The sequence below is a fragment of the Serratia sp. BNK-12 genome, assembly GCF_047456085.1.
Taxonomy (GTDB): domain Bacteria; phylum Pseudomonadota; class Gammaproteobacteria; order Enterobacterales; family Enterobacteriaceae; genus Serratia; species Serratia liquefaciens.
In genome coordinates, this window is sequence record NZ_CP179896.1 from 2,593,936 (window position 1) to 2,616,636 (window position 22,701).

A 22,701-nucleotide genomic window follows, 5' to 3' on the forward strand; every position below is an offset into this window, starting at 1 on the left:
ATCTGTGGAAAAGAAAGCCCGGCTTGATCGCATCGACAAAAAAATCCTTGAAATACTGTGCCGGGATGGCCGCATTTCCTATCAAAAGCTGTCCGAGCAGGTCAATCTGACCGCACGCCCCTGTCTGGAGCGGGTACGTGGGCTGGAGCGCGACGGCATCATCCGCGGCTACAGTGCCATCATCGAGCTGCCGGAGCCGGAGCATGCGTTCGTGATCCAGGCTCAGATTGCGCTGGCCGACCACGGTCATTCTCAACCGGCGTTTGAGCAGGAGATGCGTAATACCCCGGAGGTGCTGGATTGCTGGCTGGTCAGCGGCAACTTCGATTTTCTGGTGCGCATTGGCTGTCGCAGCATGGAAAACTACCGGTTGCTGGCCGACAGCTGGCTGACCAGCAAGAAATTCCGGGTGGATAAAATCGTCACCCTGACCGAACTGCAATCCATCAAACGTTCCTGAACGGTCTCAATCACGACGTATAAAGCCCAACCAGCGTCGCTCTGCCCGCGAAAACAGGAATATCAGCAGGAAGGTACACAGCAGGTAGAGCGCCGCAGCCATCAAAAACGGGATAAATGGCGAATAGGTGGCGGCATAAAGTGCCCGTGCCACGCCGGTGATATCCAATAGCGTTACCGTGCTGGCCAGCGAAGTGGCATGCAGCAAAAACACCATCTCGTTGTTGAGTGCTGGAATGCCGCGTCGTAGCGTGGCCGGCAGCACCAGCCGGCGAATGATCTGCCGCTGGCTCATGCCATAGGCTTCACCGGCAATCCACTCCTGGCGCGGGAAGGTCTCCATCATGCCGGCCAGCAACTGCGCGACGTAGGCACTGGTATTGAGCACCAGCGCCAGCGTGGCGCAGAAGGTCGCGTCGCGAAACAGCAGCCAGAAAGGTTGGTCGTTCTGCCAACCCAACTGCACCACGTCAAACTGCGACAGGCCGTAATAAATCAGCATCAATTGCAGGTACAGCGGCGTACTGCGGAAAAAGTAGGTCACGCTGCGGATCAGATAAGACAGCGGACGCGGGCCGTAAACCTGACCGATCGCCATCAGCATCGCCAGCACTAAACCGGGGACGACCGACAACAAAAACAGTTTGGCAGTCATCGCTAGCCCGGTGACGTCGGACCCGTCACTCCACAGAAAACTCGGTGCGGCTTCCAGCATATTTTGCAGGTTCATCAGCGGGCTCCTGCATTTGAGGAAGCCAAGGCGTATCGCCGCGACAACCGGCTAAAGCCCCAACTGGAAATCGCCGTGATCGCCATATAGATCAGCGCCACCAGGAAATAAAACAGGAAAGGCTTTTGCGTTGCCCGCCCGGCCTGCTCGGCCAGCCAGACCATATCCTCCAGCCCGAGGATCGACACCAGCGCCGAGGCCTTCATCAGCCCAAGCCAGTTGTTGTTGATGCCGGGGATGGCAAAGCTCAGCATTTGGGGTAACAAAACACGGCGAAATACCTGGCCAGGGCTCATCCCATAGGCCATCGCGGCCTCCAGCTGGCCACGCTCCACGGTAAGAAACGCGCCACGGAAGGTTTCGGTATAGTAAGCGCCAAACACGAAGCCAATCGCCAACACCCCAGAGATAAAGGTGTTGAACCGAAGCGGCCCCAGCCCCAGCAGACCCAAGGCTCCGTTAACCAGCATCTCACCGCCAAAGAACAACAGCAGCATAATCACCAGTTCGGGGATACCGCGCACCAGCGTGGTGTAGCCGGTTGAAACCCAGCGCAGCCAGCGCGGACCAAAGAGTTTGATCAGCGCATTGACCAGTCCAAGCGCCAGCGCCACCGCCAGTGACACCAGCATGACGCACAGCGACAGCGCCGCCCCCTGCGCCAGCAACGGTAAATACTCTGTAACCATACCCGGCCTCCCATACTTGACAGATTGCCGGGCCAGCCGGCATTAGCGCGCCGGTTTAGTTACCGTAAATATCGAAGCTGAAATATTTTTTCTGGATGGCTTCGTAAGTGCCGTCGGCACGAATGGCCTTGATCGCACCGTTTAGCGCATCGCGCAGCGCCGGGTTGTCTTTGCCTACCGCGATGCCGACGTCGGAGGAAATGCTGCTGTCTTCAATCACCGGGCCAGCAAAGGCAAATTTCTGCCCGCGCGGGGTATCGATAAAGCTGCTGGCGGCCTGAGTATTGTCCTGCAACGACGCATTAATGCGGCCGGACATCAGATCCAGATAGACATTATCCTGGTTGGCGTAAGAAACAATTTTCACCCCTTTTCCGCCCCAATGTTGTTTCGCGTAGGCTTCATGTATCGAGCCGGTCTGCACGCCGACGGTTTTGCCTTTCAGGCTGGCAACGTCGGGCAGTAAAGCGCTGCCTTTACGCGCCACCAACTGGGCGGAACTGCGGTAATAGCGATCGGTGAAATCCACTTCCTTTTGGCGCTCATCGGTAATGGTCAGCGAAGCGATAATGGCGTCGAACTTATGGGCATTGAGCGCGGCAATCATGCTTTCGAAGGGTTGTTTGACGAACACGCATTTGGCATGCAGCTGCGTACACAGCGCATTGGCGATATCGATATCAAAACCGGTGATCTCACCGTTGGGCGCGAGCACGTCAAACGGCGGATAGCCACCGTCAACGCCAAAACTGATGGTGTCGAAGGCCTGAGCCGCCGCAGGACCGCCCAACGCCAGGCTGGTCAGTAAAACCGCTAATGTTTTTTTCATCGCTGAGATCCCCGGTAAAAGAAAAGATTAGAAACGAAGTGACAGGCAGGTCAGGCCGCCGTCCATTTTTTTAAATTCACTGGTGTCGAGCTGAACGATGGGCATGCCCAGCTTTTCGATTTGCGCAAGCGTGTACGGATAACCCTGCGGCGTAATCAGCGTATCGTTGATCCACAGCGTATTGCCGGCGTAGGACTCCGCTTCGGGAATGACGATCGAACTGAAACCGCTAAAGGCAGGATGGTGCTGATAGTCTTCGGTCAGCAACAAGGTATTGCGGCCAACATAATTAACAATGGACTTCAGGTGCAGACCGGCGCTGACTTCAATCGCCGTCACCCGATAGCCATAGGGTTCCACCGCCGCGGCGAACTCGCCAATACCAGCCTCATCGGTACGGGCCGTCAGGCCGACGAAAAACTGGCGATCGACCAGCAGCACATCCCCCCCGTCCAGATGACCGCGCTCGCTCATACGCACCACTGGCCGTTCGCCTTCAAACAATGGCGCAATGGTGGCCACCTCGCCCTGACGGCTGGGTGCGCCGGGATGGCTGATCACCGCCAGCTCAGGCATCACCACCGCCGTGTCTTCAACAAAGTGTGCATCCGGGAATGCGGGTGCTGCCGGTAACACGGTCACTTTTAGCCCCAGACGGAGCAAGGTGTCCACATAGGCCAAAAACTGACGGCCGGTGGCCGCGATATCGGGCGCGCCCAATTGGGCGGTAGTTTGTCCGCTGCCGCAGCTGTCGGCAGGGAGTCTGGCAATGGCTTGAGTAAAGTGCATGGCGATTCTCTCGATTGAAAGGGACGGTCACTGTTGCTTCGATTATCAAACAGATACCGCCGCCAATCAGGTTGAATCCGCGCGCCGACACTCTAGATTTGCGCTGTATATCGCTCCGCTAACGACAAATTCCGCTGTACGCGTTTTTAGGTCGTTGGCGCATTTGCGCCGGTGATACGCGGCATCACCTCTTTCATCAGCTCGAGGAATTTACGCAGCCGGGCGGGATAATAGCTGGCGTACGGATAAAGCAGATAAATCGGCAAGGGCGCGGCACGCCAGGTTGGCATTAAAGGAATCAGAGCGCCCTGCTCCAAATCCTGTTTGACCACCCAGGAGGACAACATCGCCACCCCCACGCCGTTCAACGCGGCTTTACGCACCGCATAAAGACTGTCGGTGCTTAATCTGGGAGCAATGTCAAAACGATAGGCTTCACCGCTATCCCTGTGAGTCAGGGTGACTTCGTTACGGTAAAAGCTATTCAACGCCAGCCAGGGCAACTGCGCTAAATCACCGATCTGCTTCAGAGGATCATGACCTGCTAATAAGCTCGGTGCTGCCACCACAATGCGCGGCACTTCCGCCAGCAATACCGCCACCACCGAAGGATCGGTTACGGCCCCCACGTGGATCGCGCAGTCCACGCCTTCGGGGATAAAATCCGGAGAGTGGTCGTTAAGCGTCCATTCCACGCTGGTCTGGCGATAGCGTTGCAAATAGTCACCCAGAGGCCCGATTAGCTGATCCTGACCGAAGGCATGCGGCGCTCGTACCCGTAATACGCCGACCGGCTCATCGCGCACGCCGCGCAGCTCATCCTCCATGATTTGCCACTGCTCTATCAGCTTGCGCGCATGCTGATAACAGCGCTCTCCGTCATCCGTCAGCTTCATACTGTGGGTGGTACGCTGGATTAATTTAACGCCCAGCAGTTGTTCCAGCACCTGCAGGCGCCGGCTAACGGTGGGTTGTGAGGTCTGCATTTGCGCCGCAGCGGCAGAAAGACTGCCGCTGTCTACGATGCGCACCAGCGTTTGCATCATGGCTATGCGATCGCCATTGGGAAATGAGTTTTTATTCATACGTATTACGTATAACAGTTCTACCCGTTCGGGGGCTACAGTTTGCGGCAAATACTGGCAAAAATAAGCGCACTTTACCTCTACGGGATAATTACCATGACCCTGATTTCACCAGCCAATCATACCGGCACCACACCGGCCCATGCGCTTTCCGCCAAAGTTGTCTTTCTGCTGGCGACCGGTGCCGGTCTTAGCGTGGCGTCCATTTACTATAGCCAGCCGATGCTGGGGATTATGGCGGATGCGTTCCATGCCGGAGTAAGTGACGCCGGCTGGGTCCCTACGCTCACCCAGGCAGGCTACGCGCTTGGGATCCTGCTGTTGGCCCCGCTTGGCGATCGTCACGATCGTCGCCAGATCATCCGTATAAAATGCTTGCTGCTGGCTGTAACCCTGTTGTTCTGTGGTTTTTCATCCTCATTCCCGCTGTTGCTGCTCAGCAGCCTGGCGATCGGCCTGGCCGCTACGGTGGCGCAGGACATTATCCCGGCGGCTGCAACGCTGGCAACCGACGCCAATCGGGGCAAAACGGTGGGAACCGTGATGACCGGGCTACTGGCGGGGATTTTGCTTTCACGGGTGTTCAGCGGCGTGGTGGCAGAATATTTCGGCTGGCGCAGCGTTTACCTGCTGGCGGCCGCGGCGGTGTTGGCGATCAGTTTCGCCATCGGGGCCGTATTGCCCCGTTTAAAACCCAATACTTCCCTCAGCTACCCGGCGTTGTTGCGTTCATTGGGCCAATTGTGGGCCGCTTACCCGGAGCTGCGGCGTGCAGCGCTGGCGCAAGGCTTGCTGTCGATCGCGTTCAGCGCTTTCTGGTCTACGCTGGCAGTGATGTTGGCGGAACGGTATCAGTTGGGTAGCGCCGTCGCCGGGGCTTTTGGTTTGGCCGGTGCGGCAGGCGCATTGGCTGCCCCCTTGGCAGGCATGCTGGCCGATCGTCACGGGCCGGACTATGTCACTAAGATTGGCGCTGCCATGGTGGTGGTTTCTTTTGCCCTGATGTTCCTGCTGCCGTTGCTGTCGCTCCCCGCCCAACTGGCGTTGATTGCCCTGAGCGCGGTAGGTTTTGATCTCGGCATTCAGGCCACGCTGGTCGCCCATCAAACCATTATTTACGCTATCAATCCGGCCGCCCGCAGCCGCCTCAACGCCATCATGTTTACGCTGGTGTTTATCGGCATGGCAGGCGGGGCCGCGCTGGGCAGCAAGATCCTGGAAGCTGCCGGCTGGCCTGGCGTAGTGACATTGGCCACGCTGACGGCTGCTGGTGGTCTGGCAATGAGGTTGTTCGGAAAAACCGCCCCGCGCGTGACGGCCTGAAAAGTACATCAACGATAGCCGCAGTCACGGCGGCTATTCCTTTTAATCCCTTGTCGCCTCCGCATCGTTTTCTGCACCGAGATCCAACGGTCTTCGTGCATGACTGCGGCTATGATGCCATCGCCTCACGGCCACCAAGGGCACTATATCTACTTCTGATTAACCGCCTGGAATTCTGCCAAATTCTGCTGTGTGATGGTTTTGTAGGGTACCCAGTTATAAGGCTCGACCTTTTGTTTTTCCAACAGCGCCTTGGTTACCTGCACCGCCCCGATGGCCTGCCCTTTGGCATCCTGGAAAATGGTCAACGTCATGCCGCCGTTTTTAATGAACTGCTGACCGTCCGGCGTGCCGTCGATGCCCGCCACCAGAATGGTTTTGTTTTTGGCCTGATTCAGCGCCATGATGGCACCAATCGCCATTTCATCGTTGTTAGCGGCAATCGCGTCAATCGGCCGGCCGTTCAGCAGCCAACCGGACACCACATCCACTGCCTCATTGCGCTGCCATTTGGCGGTCTGCTTCTCCAGCACCTTCATGTCTTTGTATTTGGCGATCACCGCTTCCACGGCGCGGGTGCGCTCGCGTGCTTCTTCATTGGACAACGCCCCCATCAGGATCGCCACGTTCCCACGGTAGTTCATCTTTTTCGCCAAGGCTTCCATCTGCATTTCACCACCCACCGCAGAGTCAGAGCCTACGTAGGCCATGTCCTTGCCCAGTTTCACCTCCGGTTTGCGGTTGACGAAAATCAACGGAATATTGGCGCGTTCGGCGGCGTCCATCATCGGTTTCACCCCCTGAGTGTCAACCGGGTTGAGGATAATGGCGTCCACCCCGAGGTTGATAAAATCGTCCACCTGCTGCACCTGCAACGCCACGTCCCCTTTGGCATCGACAAACTGGCCGTCCATCCCCAACTGCTTAAGTTCGCTCACCATCTGTGAACGCAAAATAGAGACAAAGTTAAGGTCGAAATTGGCCAGCGCCACGCCGACCTTGTAGGTTTTCGCCTGGGCGCTGAAGCTCATGACGATGCTCAGCAGTATCAGTAGCAATCTTTTGGTTTTCATGATGACATCCTGTAGGTTGAGGTTTATTTATTATTAAAATCAACGCATCATTTTGAATGCCGGGCAGCGGCCCTGCCCGGATGTGTTCAGGCTATCGGGTAAAATGGTCGCGGAACTGTAACAGCGCCTCGGTGCTGTCACCGGATGCCCACCCTTCCATCGCCACCACGCCCTGATAATCGATGTCTTCTAACGTGCGTGCGATGGCGCGGTAATTGATTTCACCGGTACCAGGCTGTTGCCGCCCCGGCACGTCCGCCACCTGGATTTCCCCTATTGCCGTGCCACAGCGACGGATCAGTTCGATAAGATCCCCTTCGCCAATCTGCGCATGGTAAAGATCGAGATTCATCTTCAGGCCCGGACGGTTTACCGCCTCCACCAGAGCCAGTGTGTCGCAGGCTTTGGCAAAGGGTGTGCCAGGGTGGTCGCGTGGCAAATTGAGGTTTTCCAGCGTGAAGACTTTTCCGGCCCGCTCCGCCATGTGCGCCAGCCGGCTTAGCGTATCGGCCGCCTTGAGCCACATCGCACCGGTTACCACCGCCACCGGTTTCACCGGTAATCCCTGAGGATCCAACCCGGTACCGTGAAGATTCAGGCTCGGGCAGTTCAAGCGTTGGGCAACGGCCAATGACTGCTCCGCGCTGTGCAACAGTTGGGCAATGTCTTTGTCGTCGGTCAGGTTGCCGGTCAGATAGCCGGTCATTGATGTAAAGCGCGCCCCGCTGGCGGCCAAAGCATCAAGGTCTTTATTGGCCCAGTTCCACATTTCAACGCCAAAACCCAGCGCATTGATACGCGCCACGCGTTCGATAAACGGCAGATCGAGAAATACCATTTCTGCGCATACAGAGAGCTGATAACTGGCCATTATTGCCCCCCTAATTTGACCGGTTTGCCCTGCTGCACCGACTCGATACAGGCCAAGGCTATCGCCAGCGCATTGCGCGCATCTTGTCCGGTAGCACGCGGGCTGCAACCCTGCCGGATGCTCTGGGCGAATTCGGTCAACTCCGCCACGTAAGCGTCACGCAGCAGATCGGTGTCCTGCCGCGAGGTTTCTATGGCGATGCCTCCGGCGTGATAACGCACGCAGTTGTTCAGGTTGATATTGCCCGCCTGCAACATGCCTTTGCTGCCAAACACCTCACCGCGCACGTCGTAACCGTACACCGCCTGGAAATTGGCTTCGGCGGTGGCGATAGCCCCGTTGTCAAAGCGAATGGTGACCACGGCGGTGTCCAACAGCCCTTTGTCTTTGAAGTCCGGCCGCACCAGGGCGTCCGCCAACGCATAAACCTCTACCGGCCTGGCGCCAGGGTTGAAATGCAGCAAGGTGTCGAAATCATGAATCAAGGTTTCAAGAAAGATGGTCCACGCCGGGATGGGCGCCGGATCCCGTAGCAAGGGATCGCGCGTCACCGAACGGGATAACTGCGTAGTGCCATTCTCACCCGCCTTTACGGCGGCGATAGCGGCGGCAAATCCGCTGACAAAACGGCGATTAAATCCGACCTGCAGAACCACGCCCGCCCGTTTTGCGGCGGCAATTGCGCTGTCTGCCTCATCCAGCGTGATAGCCATCGGCTTTTCGCAGAACACATGCTTACCGGCCTGTGCCGCTGCAATCACCCACTCCGCATGGGTGCGGGCCGGAGATGCTATTACCACCGCATCAATAGCCGGGTTGTCCAGCATCGCCTGCAAATCGCTGTAGGCTTCAACGTCCAAACGTTCCGCCAGCCGTTGCGCCGTACCCGGCAGAGGATCGGCCACCGCCGCCAGCACCGCACCCGGCACGCGCCGTGCCAACGACTCCGCATGGAAAGTGCCCATTCTGCCAGCACCGATCAGACCAACACGCAGGGGTTGGGATGAATGACTCATAGTGATTCCTTATGTGAGGTAACGCCCTATTGGGCAACGGAGTTCACCCTGGGTATTGCAAAGGGGATGCCAGCTCAAAACACGCGGAATTTGTGAGACGTTGCACAGATAGGCATAACAAAGTGACAACTAAATTGACATGTCAATTTCACATGTCAATAAAATGAACATTACATTCCAAACAGCGGGGCGCACCATGCAGACAGCCGCCGGCCTGATGCCGATCAAAGACGAGAGCGATCCGATCTTCAGCCTGCCTGAAGGGGCGGAATCCGGTGAATGGGACAGCCTGTTTTGGCAAGGGTGGCAGGCGTTTAATGAAGGCGGCCAGCCCGGTTGGATACGCAAGTCGATCCTGCAATCCTGGCGACGCTCGCGTGAATACGGCATCGATCCCGATGAGTTTGTCTATCACGCGCCACCGCCTGACCAACTGCTGGCGATTCTGGCACACAATTCCGAGCTGATTGCCGTGGCGCGCAGCATCATGGAAAATTTGCTGGCCTATAATCCCGACGGTCACATCAACCTGACCGATGCCCATGGCGTCACCCTTCACTACTGTGGCGCGGACATGACGCCGATCGGCAGCATCTTGCGTGAAGAGGTTCAGGGCACCAACTGCACCGCACGCTGCCTGCTTGAACAGCGGCTGGTGTATGTGCTGAGCGGTGAAAACTGGAAGATGGGCCTGCGGCAACGGCATCGCCAATGCGCCGCCGCGCCGGTGCGCAACGCCGAAGGCGTCATGATTGGCGTGCTGACGCTCACCGCCACGCCGGACAATTTCAATGCCCACACTCTGGGTACCGTGCAGGCGGCTGCGGAGGCAATCGGTCAACAGCTCAAGCTGCACCGGCTGTTGGCCGAGCAGCAGTCCATTTTGGAAACCCTGAATGAAGGCGTGATGGTCTGCGATAGGCACGGCCGGCTGAAAACGGTCAACCGCTATGCTCGCCAAATTTTTGGCGGGCTGGAACCCGGTGATACGCCGATCGATGAGCTGTTGTGCCCCCAATCCGGATCGTTGTTAACCATGCCGTTTTGCAACGATCGTGAAATGGTGTTTATGCCCGTCGGCAAGCCAGCCCTCTCCTGCGTGATTTCGCTGATGCCTGCGCCGGATAATGGCCGGGTGCTCTCCCTGCGCGAAAATCAGCGCATCCGTGCCATCACCCGACGAGTCATGGGCGTGAGCGCCAGCTACACCTTCGAGATGATTTTCGGTCATTCCAGCCGCATGCGGGAGGCGATCATGCAGGCGCGCACCTGCAGCCGCAGTGACAGCACGGTCTTGCTGACGGGGGAAAGCGGCACCGGCAAGGAGCTGTTCGCTCAGGCAATCCACAACGGCGGTGAGCGCTGCAACGAACCCTTTGTCGCGGTCAACTGCGGCGCCCTGCCGCGCGATCTGGTGCAAAGCGAGCTGTTTGGCTACGTCGATGGCGCCTTTACCGGATCGCGTCGCGGCGGTTCGGCAGGCAAATTCGAACTGGCGGACGGCGGCACGCTGTTGCTCGACGAAATCGGTGAAATGCCGTTGGATGCACAAACCAGCCTGCTGCGCGTATTGCAGGAAGGCGAAGTGTTGCGGATTGGCGCGGCGCATCCGGCCAAAGTGAATGTGCGAATCATTGCGGCTACCCATTGCGATTTGCTGCAGGCCGTGGAGAACGGCGCGTTTCGTCGTGACCTTTATTACCGCCTGAACGTCCTTTCCCTCCCCGTTCCGCCCCTGCGTGAACGTCGGGAAGATATCGCCGGACTGGTCAACGGCTTTATTCACAAGCTGAGTACGCGGATGAAGAAGATCCCGCCCCAGGTCTCACCGCAGGCCATGGTTTGCCTTAACGCCTGGCACTGGCCCGGCAACGTGCGCGAATTGGAAAACCTGGTGGAGCGGATGGTGAACCTGTGCGAAGGGTTGCTGATCGACGTGGATGATTTGCCCAGGGAGATCGCCCAGGCTTTTCCTGAACAGGAAGCCGTCCCCTCAAGCCGTCTGGAGGACAATGAACGCGCCCATATCATTCAGATCATTGAATCCAGTAACGGTAATCTGCGACAGGCGGCTCGTCTGCTCGGGCTTTCACGCACCACCTTGTACAATAAAATCAACAGGTGGCAGATTGATTTGACCTTGCTGCGTCCCTGAGGAAGTCGGCTTGACAGCACGACGGCGGCGTTCGATGATGCAGGCTCTCTCTCGCCGCTATGGTTCTGCCCATGAAAACATCCCCTGCCGTCACCATTCACTATTGTTCGCAATGCAACTGGCTGCTGCGTGCGGCGTGGATGGCGCAAGAGTTGCTCCACACCTTCAGCACCGATTTAGCCGCCGTCACCCTGGTACCCGGTACCGGCGGCATTTATGAAATCACCGTCGACGGCGTGGTACTTTGGGATCGTAAAATCGAGGGCGGCTTTCCGGATGCGGCGGCATTGAAACAGCGCTTGCGCGATCGTTGTTTCCCCGAGCGCTCATTAGGGCACGTAGACAATAAAGGCACGAAAGCTTAAGGGGTTACGGCTTGAGCCGCCTGACGCAGTTGGCCAATGGCCGCCGGCATGGCCAGGCCAAAACTCAGCAGCGCATTATCATCAATCACCAACAGGCGCCGTTGTTGACCCGCCGGGGTAAAAGCCAATCCCGGCAGCGCCCAGATATTCGCCTCACCGCCCATCCGTCGCAAACTGCCTTTGCCTATCACCAGCAGTTGGGGCGCAGCGGCCACCAGGCCCTCCTGGGTTAACGATTGATAACGTGCTACGCCGCCCATGGCATTTTGCAGCCCGGCGCTGCGAATGGCGCCATCGGCGGCGGTGTCGCTGCCGGCCCCCATGGCCGTGATCCCAGTGTGCGCCATGATAAACAGCACCCTGACCGGCAGAGGGTTCGTCGGCACCGCGGCGAGCTGGCGATCCAACGCTGCCTGCAGGGCTTTCCCTTCTTTTTCGCGGCCCAGGATAGCGGCGATCGCGGTTATTTTTTCGTCGATCGCGTTCAGTTCGGGTTTGCCTGTCACGGTGACGACTTTTACCCCGGCCTGTTCGACCTGCTGCAACGCCAACGAGGGTTGTGACAGCATGCTGGCGATCACCAGCGTGGGTTTCATCGCCAGCATCCCTTCGGCATTGAGCTGTCGCATATAACCGACATTGGGCAGCTCCGTGGCTTGCGGCGGTTGCAGGCTGGTGCTGTCGCGTGCGACCAACGCTTGCTGGGCGCCAAGCGCATAAACAATCTCCGTGACGTCTCCGCCAATCGAGATCACGCGTTCGGTGGCGCAGAGCGAAAACGGCAGTGCCAGCAAACCGATAATCCACAGTTTCATGGGGTGTCTCCTTCAACGGGCGATGGATGACCAAGCCGCCTTTCACTGGCGAAGGGCGGCATAAGGAACGTTATGGGTTCATCCACCGGATGAGCTTAGAAATCCACGTTTACGCCTAACTGGAAAGTTCTTCCCGGCATAACGGCCAACGCATTATCGTAAGCATCCTGTTGAGTCGAGTCCGTGAGTTCGCGGCTGCTCAGGTAGTCACGGTATTTTCTGTCGGTGATGTTATACACACCGCCACTCAGCTTCACATTGCGGGCCACCTGCCAGTACGCGGACATATCCACCAGGCCATAACCCGGCACGCGCAAATATTCCGTGGTTGCGTCAGTGAGCGTACTGCCGCTGGCGTTGTTGTAGCTTTCACGGTTGGTGGCCGTTGCCTGCTTGCCTTTAACGAAGGTCGCCGTCACCGCAGCGCCGTAGCGTTTTGCCGGATCGTCCCACGCCACGCCGACAATGGCCTTCATTGGCCCAACGCTGTCGATATCGACATATTTATCGCCGGAGTAACTGGACTTGGACTTGCCCTGGTTATACCCCAGGGCAAAGTTGGCGCTCAGGCCGTTAACCTGCTCAAACCAGGTGCCAAAATTCAGCCGGGTGCTGATTTCACCCCCGTAGATGTAGGCCTTGTCGCGGTTTTCTGCCTGATAAATGGTGTAGATATTGGACGGCACGTTAGCAAACTTGTCCGGACTGCTGGCGCGCTGGTAGCGGGTATAGGCAATGAAGTTTTTATAGGTGTTGTAGAACAGCGAGGTGCGCAGGGTCACACCTTCGACAACCTCTCCCTTCACGCCCCATTCCAGGTTATTGCTGGTCTCGGTATTCAGATCGGCGTTACCGATCAACGCATACTGCGCGGTGCCTGCGTAGCTGGAGCCGAGGTTCCATGAGCCATAAAGTTGGCTGGCGTTCGGGAACTGCGCACCGCGTTTGTACTGGAGATAAGTCATCAACGTCGGCGTCAGATTGTACTGGAAGCTGAGTGACGGCAGGACCTGGGTATCGGTGTTGCTTTTGCCGTACAGCGTTTCCAACTCGGACTCCGTCAGCACCGTGCTGCCGGTAGTCAGGCTGCTCAGATTCTGCGGCTTGGTGCTTTGGTGAGCCACGCGCACGCCCGGCACCACCGCAAAGCCGTGCCCGTCGAGATCAAACTGGATCCTGTCCTGCACATAACCGCCCAGCACATAGCTGCGACTGTCGGACTCCGGCTGCATGATGGCGGTAAATGCACTGGGTGCAGGCTCTTCACGGAACGGTCGCTCGGTATCGGTCAACCTTGCATTGAGTCCCCCGCTCAGCGTGTGCCGTCCCCATGTTTTGGCTATCTGGGTTTCAAAACCATAGGTGTTGACGTTGTAGTCGGAATAAACCCGTTCCATGCTGCCAGTGCTGGTGGGCATATAGGTGTTGTCATGCGCCTGAGTCTGTTGGTAATAGACTTTTGAGGTCAGGGTATCGACAAAATCGTTGTACGGTGTCCATTCATCTTTCAGGCTCACTCCCCAACGGCGCGTATTGCTTTGCTGTTGGGCGGTCCCCAGAATGGCGCTGCCGGCCGAGTTCCAACTGTCGTAATGGGTGTGGTTGGTTTTGTCATAGTAATCCACCGTGCCCGTGAGTTTGTGTTCGTCGTTCGGTTGCCAGATACCGGAGGCCATCAGCGCATTGGTGTGCCAGTTGGCCGGATAGGCCTGGTGGGTGCCGCTGTTATTGCGCGTTTCCTGGCCGTCACGGCGACTGTAAACAAACACCCCGCGCAGTTGTTCATCGCCCGCAGCGGCGGTAATGCCATTGTGCCAGCTGCGATTGGATGAATCGTAATCGCTCTGGTAACCAAAGTAGGTCTGTTTGGTGGGGGAAAGGTACTGATCGGCTGATTTCGGTAAAAACGAAACGGCACCGCCAATAGAGGTATTACTGCGTTCAATCGAGGTTGCGCCCGATTCGATCTCCACCTGGCCGTACATGTAAGGGTCGATATAGTCCCTGCCGATGCCAAAGGTATTGAGCCCGGCGCGGCTGACGTAGCTGCGTCCGGTGGCATCAGGCTGTGGAATGCCGTCGACGTCCAATCCGACGCGATTGCTCTCCAGGCCACGGATGTTATAACCTGTATACCCGCTGCGATCGAAACCGCTTTTCCCCGATGATGAGCCCCCGCTGACACCGGTGGCACTGATCAAGGGTTCGTAGCGCATAATCGAGCCGAAATCATTGCCCCCTTTTTTCTGCATGTCTTGCGCGGTAATAGTGGTGATTGTCCCCGATTTGTTTTCAATAACCGGCGCCACTACCGTTATTTCTTCTTCACTTTGCGTGGTCTTTTCTAATGATGTTTTCTTAACTTCCGCATTGGCGTTAAAGGCACTGGCGATTAACGCACCCCATAAGGCGGAATGCCCGATAATTCCCCGGCAATTAAAAGTTCTGCACATGTGTTAGCCCTGCATTAATTATTAGTATTCGCTCGCAGTTGCTTCGCCAATCGGGTTTAACCGAGTTAAAGAGATTAAAGGAAATTAATAATGCTAAAATAAAGGTCTTTCTTCGCAGACTCAGTAAATTGATAATAATGACAATGCTTACCATAAGCAACGTCGTTATAACCTTATTAAATACATTGATGAGATACTTCCAAACCGCTTACGAAATCCTTACAAAGCGGCGACGGCAGCCGACGTGGCGAAGAGACATTGTGGGGCGCAGGGGAATAAAACCGTAATAAAACGGTGGGCATAGCCCACCGTGACAGAATTAAACAATAAAATCAGTGGCGGTATTTGCCTGGCCTACGATATTCACCAGGAAGTCCGGTGTCGCATGACCACTTATATTCAATGCCAATTCACTAAAATCACTTTGTGAATTATACGTCAACGTGGCCTCACCTGCCTGACCGCTGAAGCTGTCAACGAAATGAATAAAGTCGGTACCGTTATCGCCCTGATTAAAGAAAGAGAGGTCAATCTTGTCGATACCGGTTTCAAAGTCTAGGATCTTATCCGGCGATTTGAACGGTGAATCGCTCACGGCGGAGAAAACAAAAATATCACTGCCGCTGCCACCGGATAACTGATCCTGCCCACCGCCACCGTAAATAACGTCGTTCCCCGCGCCGCCCTGAAGAATATTGGCGGCGTCGTTGCCGACAATGACATCATTCCCCGAACCGCCAATGGCGTTTTCGATGACAGCGCCTACGGCGATGGAAATATTGCCCTTCAACCCGCCAACGTCAGAGAACGAGCCTTCGGTCAGATTAATACGCTGGTCTTGCGAGTACCCTGAGAAATCAAGGGTGTCGTTACCGCCCGCGTCCCAGACGGAGAAAATCAGTTTCTGGCTGCTGTCCGTCGCGGTGTAGAAATCTCTGCCGGAATTAGAGTTGAATCCATATACCGTGTCACCGGTGCGCGTGGTGGTATTGGCACCATATAAATACTGAATGGCAGCAATATCATCGACCAGCGGAGCCGCGGAATAATAACCGCCGTGATCGCCGCCGGTGACAGATTCATCCCAATAGCTCATCACGCTGAACTGGCGAGTATCTTCGGCGTAGGTAGCCTTGGCATAACTCGGGCTTTGTCCGGCATTGTAAACCCCTGGGTGATCCAACCCCAAAGTGTGCCCCAATTCATGGGTGATGCTCAGGCGGCCATAGTTGCCCAATTCAGGATGTAAATTGGCATAAACACCATCACGGGGATCTGCATAGTCGTAATTAATATTGAACCAGCTTTGACCGTCGGTATTATGCCCGCGATAATCCGTACCTGCGCCGGTAAAAGGTTTAATCGCATAAGCCTGACCGTCGCCCTCATAATTACCAAAGGTAATGTTGGACTTTTGCCCTGGGGCTACCTCGACGAAATTAAGGTTCGCCACATCGGCCCAAGACTGCAGGGAAAGCTTGGCCTGTGCTTTTTGATCGGCGGTAAAGGCGCTAAGGCCGGTGTCTTGGCTGGCAAAGCGACCATTTAAATTGCTCTGATTATAATCCCAATCCGGGAAGGAGTAAGTGACGGTGGCGCCTTGGCCGATGACGTGAGTTCCATTCCAGGTTTGTTCACTGCGCGCTATTTGCTTGCCTGCCGCTGCTATATCAAAAGAAGGCTTATTATTAATGGTTAAACCATTGCCTCTATTATGGTAATTCAGCAAATCATTAACACTATCCCAACCGTTGGTTTTTCCATTTAGGGAATTATCCATATCCATCTCCATTAGGTTAATTCATTTCCGTTATATATAATTCGCTCGCGATATAAAAACCCACTGCAATGTCATCATGCAGCATTTAAAGGCTAGTCTGATTTTCGGATAGCTCAATATATATTGATAAAATATTTTTTTGCGGAGTAAATAGCTTAAAAACACGCAGTGATTAAAGGGGCTTATTTCTTTCGCATGGCATTCCCTCATCCCGGCGAAATCCCCTTTCAATCCTCGCGGGCTCTCTTGCCTTTTGACGGGCCTCTTGCGTTATACTGTATCCCACTTTTTGTAACGAACTCAGATGACTATGGAACGCTTTCTAGAAAATGCCATGTATGCCTCCCGTTGGCTACTTGCCCCGGTTTACTTCGGCCTGTCCCTGGCCTTGCTGGCGCTGTCGATTAAATTTTTCCAGGAGATATTCCATGTTCTGCCGAACATTTTCTCCATAGCCGAAGCGGATCTGGTTCTGACGCTGCTCTCGCTGGTCGATATGGCGCTGGTTGGCGGCCTGCTGGTGATGGTGATGTTCTCGGGCTATGAAAATTTTGTTTCGCAGCTGGATATCAGCGAAAACAAAGAGAAACTGAGCTGGCTGGGCAAGATGGATGCCACCTCTCTAAAGAACAAGGTGGCCGCTTCAATTGTCGCCATTTCCTCCATTCACCTGCTGCGGGTGTTTATGGACGCCAAAAACGTGCCGGACAACAAGCTGATGTGGTATGTGATCATCCACCTGACCTTTGTCCTTTCGGCTTTTGTGATGGGCTACCTCGATAAGCTGACGCGCTACAAAAACTGATCCCCCTTAGCCGCCGCTCTCCTGCTGGCGGCTAACTTCCTCCCCCTCGAAACACGCAATATCTTCAACAAGTTGTAATTACTGGCGCTCAAATCGGCTGACGTTATTCGCTGTTTTTCAACCCAGAAGGCTTTCATTTGGTGCATCTGATGATAATAACATTATAATGTCATTACACTTCGACCGGCACAGAGGCCCACGCAAGCTGAGCTTTGCCCGCTGACAGGATCCGAAACACACATGCCGCTAAATGGTAATCCACTGCAGTACCAGGATGTTCAATCTATCCTGCCACACCGTTTTCCCTGTCTGCTGGTTGACCGCATCCTGCCTGCCGGCACTTGCATTGCCGAAGGCCGCCTTAGCGCCATCAAAAATATCACCGCCAACGAACCGACATTCTGGACCGGCCATCATCAGATGACGGTGTTTCCCGGCGTATTGATGGTGGAAGCGTTGGCGCAGACCACCGGTCTGTTGGCACATTATTTTCTCAGCCCGTTGCTGCCAGGCGAGCATTACTATTTTGCGGCCATCCATCGCGCCCGTTTCTATCGTTCGGCACGGCCCGGTGACCAACTCTGTATGGAAGTGACATTTGTCCGACAGCGCTCCGGCATTGCCCGATTCTCTGGCCGTGCGTCGGTCAATGGCCGCAGGATCTGTACCGCAGAATTTATGTGCGCCCGTAAGTAAGGCTGCCTTTTTAGGATGGAGGCTCGACGAAACTACTATGTCATTGGTTGATAAGCTGCTAAATAGCCTGGATTTCTCCCCTCGCGGTCAGGTGATTGCACGGGAGTTGGATCACTGCGGCGAAATTATCGTCTCCGATCACAAGGGTTACCGCACCCTGCGTTTTGACGGTATCTGCGAACAGAGCAAAATGTGTATCAGCGCGCCGCAGGTGCCGGTTCATAACTACATCAAAACCATGCTGATGGCAGTCGCCTGGCAGCCCCCCGCCTCGGCACTGATCCTGGGGCTGGGCGGCGGTGGCCTGGTGCGGGCGCTGCACGCCTATGATGCCAATATGCTGTTGGAAGTGGTGGAATTGCGCCAGGCGGTGGTATCCGTCGCCCGCCGATACTTCACTTTACCTGCCGTACATAACATCACGATGCACATCGCCGATGCCGCGGATTTCTTGCAAGCCCCCGCCCAGCGGCGCTATGACCTGATTTTTTCCGACCTCTACAGCGCCTTTACCATGGATCCGCAACAGGGCACACAGGCCTTTTTGGCGCAGTGCGCCGAGCGGCTTTCGGATCCGGGCTGGTTAGTACTGAACTACCATGAAGTGCCGGATGAGGGCTCACTGCTGTATCACAGCTTACACCGGGTGTTTAACACGGTTCTGTACTGCGTGGCACCCAGCGGCAACGTGATTATCTACGCTGCGCTTGCCAATACCGAAACGCCACTCAGCCTGCTGCGCCGCCTTTCCGCTGAGGTCGGGCCAAGCTTTAGCTGCGATCTTCGCTACCTGTCACGCAAAATTGAACGGCTGCACTTTAGCTGAGGCGGTATTGCCGCCCTGCTATTATCATTTGATTATCATCCTCTGGAGCAATCACCATGGAAAAGAAAACGGCGCGTCTGACCGTCCTCATCGACCCAGACAAGAAAAAAGCCCTGGAAGAACTCTGTCTGCAACAGGACGTGACCCCCTCTCAGGTGATCCGTCAGTTGATACGTGACTATCTGCACAAGCACCAGGTGGAGTATCCCAGCCAGCCGACCCACTCCAATCCTCGGGTGGACAACGCCTGACGTCAGATGACGCACACCCAGCGCCATCCGTACCCCTCAACGATGCTGTGACTCCACAAAGCTAAGCGCAGCGCGCAAGCTGGAATCGTTGATCGTGATCGGCAGCAGGTGAATCGACTCGCCCTGCTGCAGGGTGCGTTCGATCAGCCGTTTAATTTGCGCTTCATCGTGGATATCCACCTGCAGCGCTGCCAGACTGACCGGTAAATCCAATCGCCGGTAAAGCGCAATCAGTTGCGCCACGGTTTCCGGTTGCCCCAGCAGTGCGCTCTGCACCAGAATGCCGTACGCCACCTTGGTGCCATGCAAGAAGGCATCGGTTTGCGGTAGCGCGGTCAACCCGTTATGCACCGAATGCGCAGCGGCGATGCGGGTATAGCGATCGCCCAGTCCCCCCACCAAACCACCACCGGCGATAATCGCCTCCAGCACATTAAGGAAGTCCTGACTCAATTGTCCTTGCGCCTGTGCCTGCAACGCCGCCTCGCTTTGGTTGAGCAATACGTCGCGCAGCGTCAGTGCGGTATTGAGGCCCAGTTGTACGGTTAGCGGCAAACGTTCCGGCTGCGGGCTCAGCACCACCGCTTCATACCATTTCGCCAGGGTGTCGCCGATCCCAGCCAGCAAGTACTCCTTTGGAGCACGCAGGATAATTTCCGGCTCGACCAACACCAGATGGTTGGCATCATTGAAAATCTCATAGCGCAATGCTTGCCCCTGGTCGTTGTACCACACCGAGAGCGGCGTCCAGGCGGCACAGGTGGCGGCAATGGTCGGGATCGCCACCAGCGGCAGCCCTAAGCGACGGGCCACCACTTTGGCCGTGTCCAATACTGCACCGCCGCCAACGCCGATCACCACCTGCCGATCCGCGCCGGCCTGGCGCACGATATCCTGCACGGTGCTCTCACTGCAGTGGCTGTTAAACAGCACCCGACGAGCATCGGCGTCGTCGAATACCGCCGGTAACCAGGGTTTTGCCGCCGCCAATGCGCGCTCACCGTACACCCAGAGCGCCTTGCTCAGCTGTTGCGGGGAATAAAACTGCGCCAGTTGGTCAATGGCTCCGGGGAATGCAAAATAGTTGGCGGGGCCGACGACCACGCGGATGGAGTTATCACTCATGCTCAAGTCCTTATTTTATCAGCTATTGCCATCATAGGGGTGAGGACGCCAATCACTAATACTCTTTTGCATTAGCTTATGTTTTTTCGTTCATTGTCATCCGCCGGTCGGCCATGGAAACTGGCTGCCTCAATTCATCCTTTCAATAAAAAGCCATCCCAATGGTGACGATGAATTGTCCTCTCGCTTTTTAATGATGCTTAACCATGCAGGGTAAAACTCAATGAAATTGTTCAACACCTCACTTCTGGCGCTCAGCCTGTTCGCCGTGTTTCCGGCACTATCCGCCCCCACTGCCGCCCCAATCCCGGCAGCGATAGCGAATCATCAGGGGCCGATCCGCATTGCGGTGATCCGCAATTTGGGTTCTGACGACAATACCACGCAGTTCGTATCCGGGGCGGTGCAGGAAGGCCGCAAACTCGGCTTTCAGGTCAATACCTTCCTGACCAACGGCGACGACGCCAAATTCCAGGACTTCGTCAATCAGGCCATTAGCCAAAAGTACGACGGCATTATTCTGTCTCAGGGGCGCGATCCTTACTCAACCGCCCTGCTCAAACGCATCGCCGACAGCGGCATCGCGGTGGCCGCCTTTGATACCGCCGTGCAGGGCGAAATTCCGGGCGTGACCATTACCCAGCAGGACGACGCTTCGTTGACCGATCTTTCGTTTGGCCAACTGGTAAAAGATTTCAACGGTCAGGCGAATATCATCAAGCTATGGGTCGCGGGGTTCCCGCCCATGGAGCGACGTCAGGCGCAGTACCAGAAACTGCTTAAACAACAGCCCGGCATCAAAGAGCTGGAATCCATCGGTGCGGTGTCCTCCGACGTTCAGGGCGATACGGCCAACAAAATTGGCGCGATCCTGGCCAAATACCCAAAAGGCAAAATCGATGCCATTTGGGGTACCTGGGATGCGTTTAGCCAGGGGGCCTACAAGGCCTTGCAGGAGAATGGCCGTACCGAAATCAAACTCTACAGTATCGATATCTCCAACCAGGATCTGGCGCTGATGCGCGCTAAAGACAGCGCCTGGAAGCTCAGCGTGGCGGTGGATCCCAAGCTGATCGGCGCCGTTAACCTGCGCCTGGTGGCCAATAAAATTGGCGGCGAGAAAACCCCTGCAACCTATGAATTTAAAGCTGCGGCAATCCCGCAGGCCCTGCTGCTCAGCCATCCGGCGGCCACCAACGTCGCCTCGCTGGCGAAAGTGATCCCGAACTGGGGTAAATCAGACGATTTCATCGCTCCTTGGTTCGCCACGCTTGAAGCGCAACAGGCTAAGAAATAAGGAGCGATGATGGCAACGCAACCCCTTGTGCAGCCCGAATACAGCCGCAATATGCGGCTGATCGGTCACAGCGATCAGGGCGGCAGGCCGGACGGCGTACAGGTGATGGTTCATCGGGGCTATGCCTATATCGGCCACATGGTTTCGCAGGGCTTTTCCATCGTCGACGTACGCGATGCGAAGGATCCGAAACCCGCCGGCTTTGTCCCTGCGCCACCCGGCACCTGGAATGTGCATTTACAGGCGCATGACGATTTGCTGCTGGTGATTAACGCCCGGGATTTATTTGCCGACGTCCGCTTTGCCGATGAAAAAGTCTATTACACCCGCGCCATCAGCCAGACGGTATCGAGCAGCGATCTCCGCGGCTGGAGCGCCGGGATGCGTATTTTCGATATTTCCGCCCCGGACCGGCCACGGGAGATTGGTTTTCTGGCGCTGGAAGGGATCGGCGTACACCGCATCTGGTACGTGGGCGGGCGCTGGGCTTACGTTTCGGCGCTGATCGACGGCTACAGCGACTACATTTTTTTGACCGTCGATCTGGCCGACCCTTGTCATCCGCAAATCGCCGGGCGTTGGTGGCTACCGGGTATGCACAGCGCCGGGGGTGAAACGCCCAACTGGCCGGAGGGCAAGCGCTACGCTTTGCACCATGCGATCATCAGCGGCGATACCGCCTATGCCAGTTGGCGCGACGGGGGGCTAACCCTGTTGGATATCAAGGACCGCAGTCAACCGCAGTTAATTGCCCATCGCAACTGGAGCCCGCCGTTTGGCGGCGGCACCCACACCGCACTGCCGCTACCTGATCGGGACCTGCTGGTAGTGTTGGATGAGGCGGTGCTCGACAACCAGCAGGACGGCGAAAAGTTGATCTGGCTGTTTGATATTCGCCAACCGACCAACCCGGTGAGCATCGCGACCTTCCCACAGCCGGATGAACGCGATTACGTCAGCAAAGGCGCACACTTCGGCCCCCATAATCTGCATGAGAACCGTCCGGGCAGCTTTATCAGTTCGACGCTGATTTTCGCCACTTACCAAAATGCCGGCGTACGCGCTTACGACATCAGCAACCCTTATCAACCGAAGGAAACCGGCGCTTTGGTTCCCGCTGCGCCGCAGAGGATGATGGACACACGCCCCGATCGTCCGCAGGTTATTCAGTCGTGCGACGTATTTGTCGACGCTCAGGGGATCATTTACAGCACGGATTACAACGGCGGTTTGTCGATCATTGAATATCTGGGCTGAAAATCCAGCGCC

The 22,701-nt window shown here is 56.2% G+C and carries 22 protein-coding genes; 10 read left to right on the forward strand and 12 right to left on the reverse strand.

The window, feature by feature from the left end; genetic code table 11:
* Positions 1 to 4 precede the first annotated feature (4 nt).
* Positions 5 to 460 carry an Lrp/AsnC family transcriptional regulator gene (locus ACMGG1_RS11895; RefSeq protein ID WP_020826863.1) on the forward strand — a complete coding sequence of 152 codons (456 nt, stop codon included), beginning with the start codon at positions 5 to 7 and terminating at the stop codon, positions 458 to 460.
* A gap of 6 nt (positions 461 to 466) precedes the next feature.
* Here the strand turns inward: ACMGG1_RS11895 and ACMGG1_RS11900 are convergent, their stop codons facing one another.
* From ACMGG1_RS11900 to ACMGG1_RS11920, 5 genes are all read right to left on the reverse strand, one after another.
* Complete coding sequence (locus ACMGG1_RS11900; RefSeq protein ID WP_046373569.1) at positions 467 to 1,189, reverse strand: ABC transporter permease; 723 nt, start codon at positions 1,187 to 1,189, stop codon at positions 467 to 469.
* Positions 1,189 to 1,878, reverse strand: a complete 690-nt coding sequence (locus tag ACMGG1_RS11905) for an ABC transporter permease (RefSeq protein WP_020826861.1) — start codon at positions 1,876 to 1,878, stop codon at positions 1,189 to 1,191. The genes ACMGG1_RS11900 and ACMGG1_RS11905 overlap by 1 nt, the downstream gene beginning before the upstream one ends.
* 55 nt (positions 1,879 to 1,933) lie before the next feature.
* Complete coding sequence (locus ACMGG1_RS11910) at positions 1,934 to 2,707, reverse strand: ABC transporter substrate-binding protein (protein ID WP_414161429.1); 774 nt, start codon at positions 2,705 to 2,707, stop codon at positions 1,934 to 1,936.
* Between the two features lie 27 nt (positions 2,708 to 2,734).
* Positions 2,735 to 3,496, reverse strand: coding sequence for a dimethylarginine dimethylaminohydrolase family protein (locus tag ACMGG1_RS11915; protein ID WP_020826859.1), 762 nt, complete (start codon positions 3,494 to 3,496; stop codon positions 2,735 to 2,737).
* A gap of 146 nt (positions 3,497 to 3,642) precedes the next feature.
* Positions 3,643 to 4,581, reverse strand: a complete 939-nt coding sequence (locus ACMGG1_RS11920; protein WP_041414557.1) for a LysR family transcriptional regulator — start codon at positions 4,579 to 4,581, stop codon at positions 3,643 to 3,645.
* A gap of 96 nt (positions 4,582 to 4,677) precedes the next feature.
* Here ACMGG1_RS11920 and ACMGG1_RS11925 point away from each other — a divergent pair, with 96 nt between their 5' ends.
* Complete coding sequence (locus ACMGG1_RS11925) at positions 4,678 to 5,904, forward strand: MFS transporter (protein ID WP_414161430.1); 1,227 nt, start codon at positions 4,678 to 4,680, stop codon at positions 5,902 to 5,904.
* Between the two features lie 149 nt (positions 5,905 to 6,053).
* Here ACMGG1_RS11925 and ACMGG1_RS11930 read toward each other — a convergent pair whose 3' ends face one another.
* The 3 genes from ACMGG1_RS11930 to ACMGG1_RS11940 form a co-directional block, all read right to left on the reverse strand.
* On the reverse strand, positions 6,054 to 6,977 hold the full coding sequence (locus tag ACMGG1_RS11930) for a substrate-binding domain-containing protein (protein WP_414161431.1): 924 nt from the start codon (positions 6,975 to 6,977) through the stop codon (positions 6,054 to 6,056).
* A 91-nt stretch (positions 6,978 to 7,068) separates the two neighbouring features.
* The gene (locus ACMGG1_RS11935) at positions 7,069 to 7,848 is read right to left on the reverse strand and encodes a TIM barrel protein (protein WP_414161432.1); all 780 of its coding nucleotides are present in this window, start codon (positions 7,846 to 7,848) and stop codon (positions 7,069 to 7,071) included.
* Positions 7,848 to 8,864: a Gfo/Idh/MocA family oxidoreductase gene (locus tag ACMGG1_RS11940; RefSeq protein WP_259218748.1), complete on the reverse strand. Its 1,017-nt coding sequence runs from the start codon at positions 8,862 to 8,864 to the stop codon at positions 7,848 to 7,850. Before ACMGG1_RS11940 ends, ACMGG1_RS11935 begins: the two co-directional genes overlap by 1 nt.
* Before the next feature lie 196 nt (positions 8,865 to 9,060).
* On the opposite strand from ACMGG1_RS11940, the gene ACMGG1_RS11945 reads away from it, so the two are divergent.
* Positions 9,061 to 11,019, forward strand: a complete 1,959-nt coding sequence (locus ACMGG1_RS11945) for a sigma-54-dependent Fis family transcriptional regulator (protein ID WP_414161433.1) — start codon at positions 9,061 to 9,063, stop codon at positions 11,017 to 11,019.
* A gap of 71 nt (positions 11,020 to 11,090) precedes the next feature.
* On the forward strand, positions 11,091 to 11,384 hold the full coding sequence (locus ACMGG1_RS11950; protein ID WP_048758976.1) for a SelT/SelW/SelH family protein: 294 nt from the start codon (positions 11,091 to 11,093) through the stop codon (positions 11,382 to 11,384).
* On the opposite strand, the gene ACMGG1_RS11955 is transcribed toward ACMGG1_RS11950, so the two are convergent.
* The 3 genes from ACMGG1_RS11955 to ACMGG1_RS11965 all read right to left on the reverse strand — a co-directional run bounded on the left by ACMGG1_RS11955 (position 11,381) and on the right by ACMGG1_RS11965 (position 16,432).
* Complete coding sequence (locus ACMGG1_RS11955) at positions 11,381 to 12,199, reverse strand: heme/hemin ABC transporter substrate-binding protein (protein WP_128864913.1); 819 nt, start codon at positions 12,197 to 12,199, stop codon at positions 11,381 to 11,383. The genes ACMGG1_RS11950 and ACMGG1_RS11955 overlap by 4 nt on opposite strands.
* A 95-nt stretch (positions 12,200 to 12,294) precedes the next feature.
* On the reverse strand, positions 12,295 to 14,652 hold the full coding sequence (locus ACMGG1_RS11960; RefSeq protein WP_414161434.1) for a TonB-dependent receptor domain-containing protein: 2,358 nt from the start codon (positions 14,650 to 14,652) through the stop codon (positions 12,295 to 12,297).
* Between the two features lie 319 nt (positions 14,653 to 14,971).
* Positions 14,972 to 16,432: a serralysin family metalloprotease gene (locus ACMGG1_RS11965; RefSeq protein ID WP_061069158.1), complete on the reverse strand. Its 1,461-nt coding sequence runs from the start codon at positions 16,430 to 16,432 to the stop codon at positions 14,972 to 14,974.
* A 310-nt stretch (positions 16,433 to 16,742) separates the two neighbouring features.
* Here ACMGG1_RS11965 and ACMGG1_RS11970 point away from each other — a divergent pair, with 310 nt between their 5' ends.
* From ACMGG1_RS11970 to ACMGG1_RS11985, 4 genes are all read left to right on the forward strand, one after another.
* Positions 16,743 to 17,237 (forward strand): TIGR00645 family protein, encoded by a 495-nt coding sequence (locus ACMGG1_RS11970; RefSeq protein ID WP_041414553.1) that lies wholly within the window; start codon positions 16,743 to 16,745, stop codon positions 17,235 to 17,237.
* Between the two features lie 240 nt (positions 17,238 to 17,477).
* Positions 17,478 to 17,933 (forward strand): 3-hydroxyacyl-ACP dehydratase FabZ, encoded by a 456-nt coding sequence (gene fabZ, locus ACMGG1_RS11975; RefSeq protein WP_020826847.1) that lies wholly within the window; start codon positions 17,478 to 17,480, stop codon positions 17,931 to 17,933.
* A gap of 37 nt (positions 17,934 to 17,970) precedes the next feature.
* Complete coding sequence (locus tag ACMGG1_RS11980) at positions 17,971 to 18,759, forward strand: spermidine synthase (protein WP_020826846.1); 789 nt, start codon at positions 17,971 to 17,973, stop codon at positions 18,757 to 18,759.
* Between the two features lie 56 nt (positions 18,760 to 18,815).
* The gene (locus ACMGG1_RS11985) at positions 18,816 to 19,010 is read left to right on the forward strand and encodes a ribbon-helix-helix protein, CopG family (RefSeq protein ID WP_012145111.1); all 195 of its coding nucleotides are present in this window, start codon (positions 18,816 to 18,818) and stop codon (positions 19,008 to 19,010) included.
* 36 nt (positions 19,011 to 19,046) lie between these two features.
* Here ACMGG1_RS11985 and ACMGG1_RS11990 read toward each other — a convergent pair whose 3' ends face one another.
* Entirely contained in the window at positions 19,047 to 20,135 is a 1,089-nt protein-coding gene (locus tag ACMGG1_RS11990; protein WP_262244186.1) for an oxidoreductase, read from the reverse strand.
* A gap of 223 nt (positions 20,136 to 20,358) precedes the next feature.
* Here ACMGG1_RS11990 and ACMGG1_RS11995 point away from each other — a divergent pair, with 223 nt between their 5' ends.
* Both ACMGG1_RS11995 and ACMGG1_RS12000 read left to right on the forward strand, forming a co-directional pair.
* Positions 20,359 to 21,432 (forward strand): sugar ABC transporter substrate-binding protein, encoded by a 1,074-nt coding sequence (locus ACMGG1_RS11995; RefSeq protein WP_020826844.1) that lies wholly within the window; start codon positions 20,359 to 20,361, stop codon positions 21,430 to 21,432.
* A gap of 9 nt (positions 21,433 to 21,441) precedes the next feature.
* The gene (locus ACMGG1_RS12000; RefSeq protein WP_020826843.1) at positions 21,442 to 22,689 is read left to right on the forward strand and encodes an LVIVD repeat-containing protein; all 1,248 of its coding nucleotides are present in this window, start codon (positions 21,442 to 21,444) and stop codon (positions 22,687 to 22,689) included.
* The last annotated feature ends 12 nt before the right edge of the window (positions 22,690 to 22,701 follow it).

Bases quoted from the DNA above. Each gene is read 5' to 3' on its own strand.
- ACMGG1_RS11900 (WP_046373569.1), bottom strand. From the start codon at position 1,189: ATGAACCTGCAAAATATGCTGGAAGCCGCACCGAGTTTTCTGTGGAGT.
- ACMGG1_RS11905 (WP_020826861.1), bottom strand. From the start codon at position 1,878: ATGGTTACAGAGTATTTACCGTTGCTGGCGCAGGGGGCGGCGCTGTCG.
- ACMGG1_RS11910 (WP_414161429.1), bottom strand. From the start codon at position 2,707: ATGAAAAAAACATTAGCGGTTTTACTGACCAGCCTGGCGTTGGGCGGT.
- ACMGG1_RS11915 (WP_020826859.1), bottom strand. From the start codon at position 3,496: ATGCACTTTACTCAAGCCATTGCCAGACTCCCTGCCGACAGCTGCGGC.
- ACMGG1_RS11920 (WP_041414557.1), bottom strand. From the start codon at position 4,581: ATGAATAAAAACTCATTTCCCAATGGCGATCGCATAGCCATGATGCAA.
- ACMGG1_RS11925 (WP_414161430.1), top strand. From the start codon at position 4,678: ATGACCCTGATTTCACCAGCCAATCATACCGGCACCACACCGGCCCAT.
- ACMGG1_RS11930 (WP_414161431.1), bottom strand. From the start codon at position 6,977: ATGAAAACCAAAAGATTGCTACTGATACTGCTGAGCATCGTCATGAGC.
- ACMGG1_RS11935 (WP_414161432.1), bottom strand. From the start codon at position 7,848: ATGGCCAGTTATCAGCTCTCTGTATGCGCAGAAATGGTATTTCTCGAT.
- ACMGG1_RS11940 (WP_259218748.1), bottom strand. From the start codon at position 8,864: ATGAGTCATTCATCCCAACCCCTGCGTGTTGGTCTGATCGGTGCTGGC.
- ACMGG1_RS11945 (WP_414161433.1), top strand. From the start codon at position 9,061: ATGCAGACAGCCGCCGGCCTGATGCCGATCAAAGACGAGAGCGATCCG.
- ACMGG1_RS11950 (WP_048758976.1), top strand. From the start codon at position 11,091: ATGAAAACATCCCCTGCCGTCACCATTCACTATTGTTCGCAATGCAAC.
- ACMGG1_RS11955 (WP_128864913.1), bottom strand. From the start codon at position 12,199: ATGAAACTGTGGATTATCGGTTTGCTGGCACTGCCGTTTTCGCTCTGC.
- ACMGG1_RS11960 (WP_414161434.1), bottom strand. From the start codon at position 14,652: ATGTGCAGAACTTTTAATTGCCGGGGAATTATCGGGCATTCCGCCTTA.
- ACMGG1_RS11965 (WP_061069158.1), bottom strand. From the start codon at position 16,432: ATGGATAATTCCCTAAATGGAAAAACCAACGGTTGGGATAGTGTTAAT.
- ACMGG1_RS11970 (WP_041414553.1), top strand. From the start codon at position 16,743: ATGGAACGCTTTCTAGAAAATGCCATGTATGCCTCCCGTTGGCTACTT.
- fabZ (WP_020826847.1), top strand. From the start codon at position 17,478: ATGCCGCTAAATGGTAATCCACTGCAGTACCAGGATGTTCAATCTATC.
- ACMGG1_RS11980 (WP_020826846.1), top strand. From the start codon at position 17,971: ATGTCATTGGTTGATAAGCTGCTAAATAGCCTGGATTTCTCCCCTCGC.
- ACMGG1_RS11985 (WP_012145111.1), top strand. From the start codon at position 18,816: ATGGAAAAGAAAACGGCGCGTCTGACCGTCCTCATCGACCCAGACAAG.
- ACMGG1_RS11990 (WP_262244186.1), bottom strand. From the start codon at position 20,135: ATGAGTGATAACTCCATCCGCGTGGTCGTCGGCCCCGCCAACTATTTT.
- ACMGG1_RS11995 (WP_020826844.1), top strand. From the start codon at position 20,359: ATGAAATTGTTCAACACCTCACTTCTGGCGCTCAGCCTGTTCGCCGTG.
- ACMGG1_RS12000 (WP_020826843.1), top strand. From the start codon at position 21,442: ATGGCAACGCAACCCCTTGTGCAGCCCGAATACAGCCGCAATATGCGG.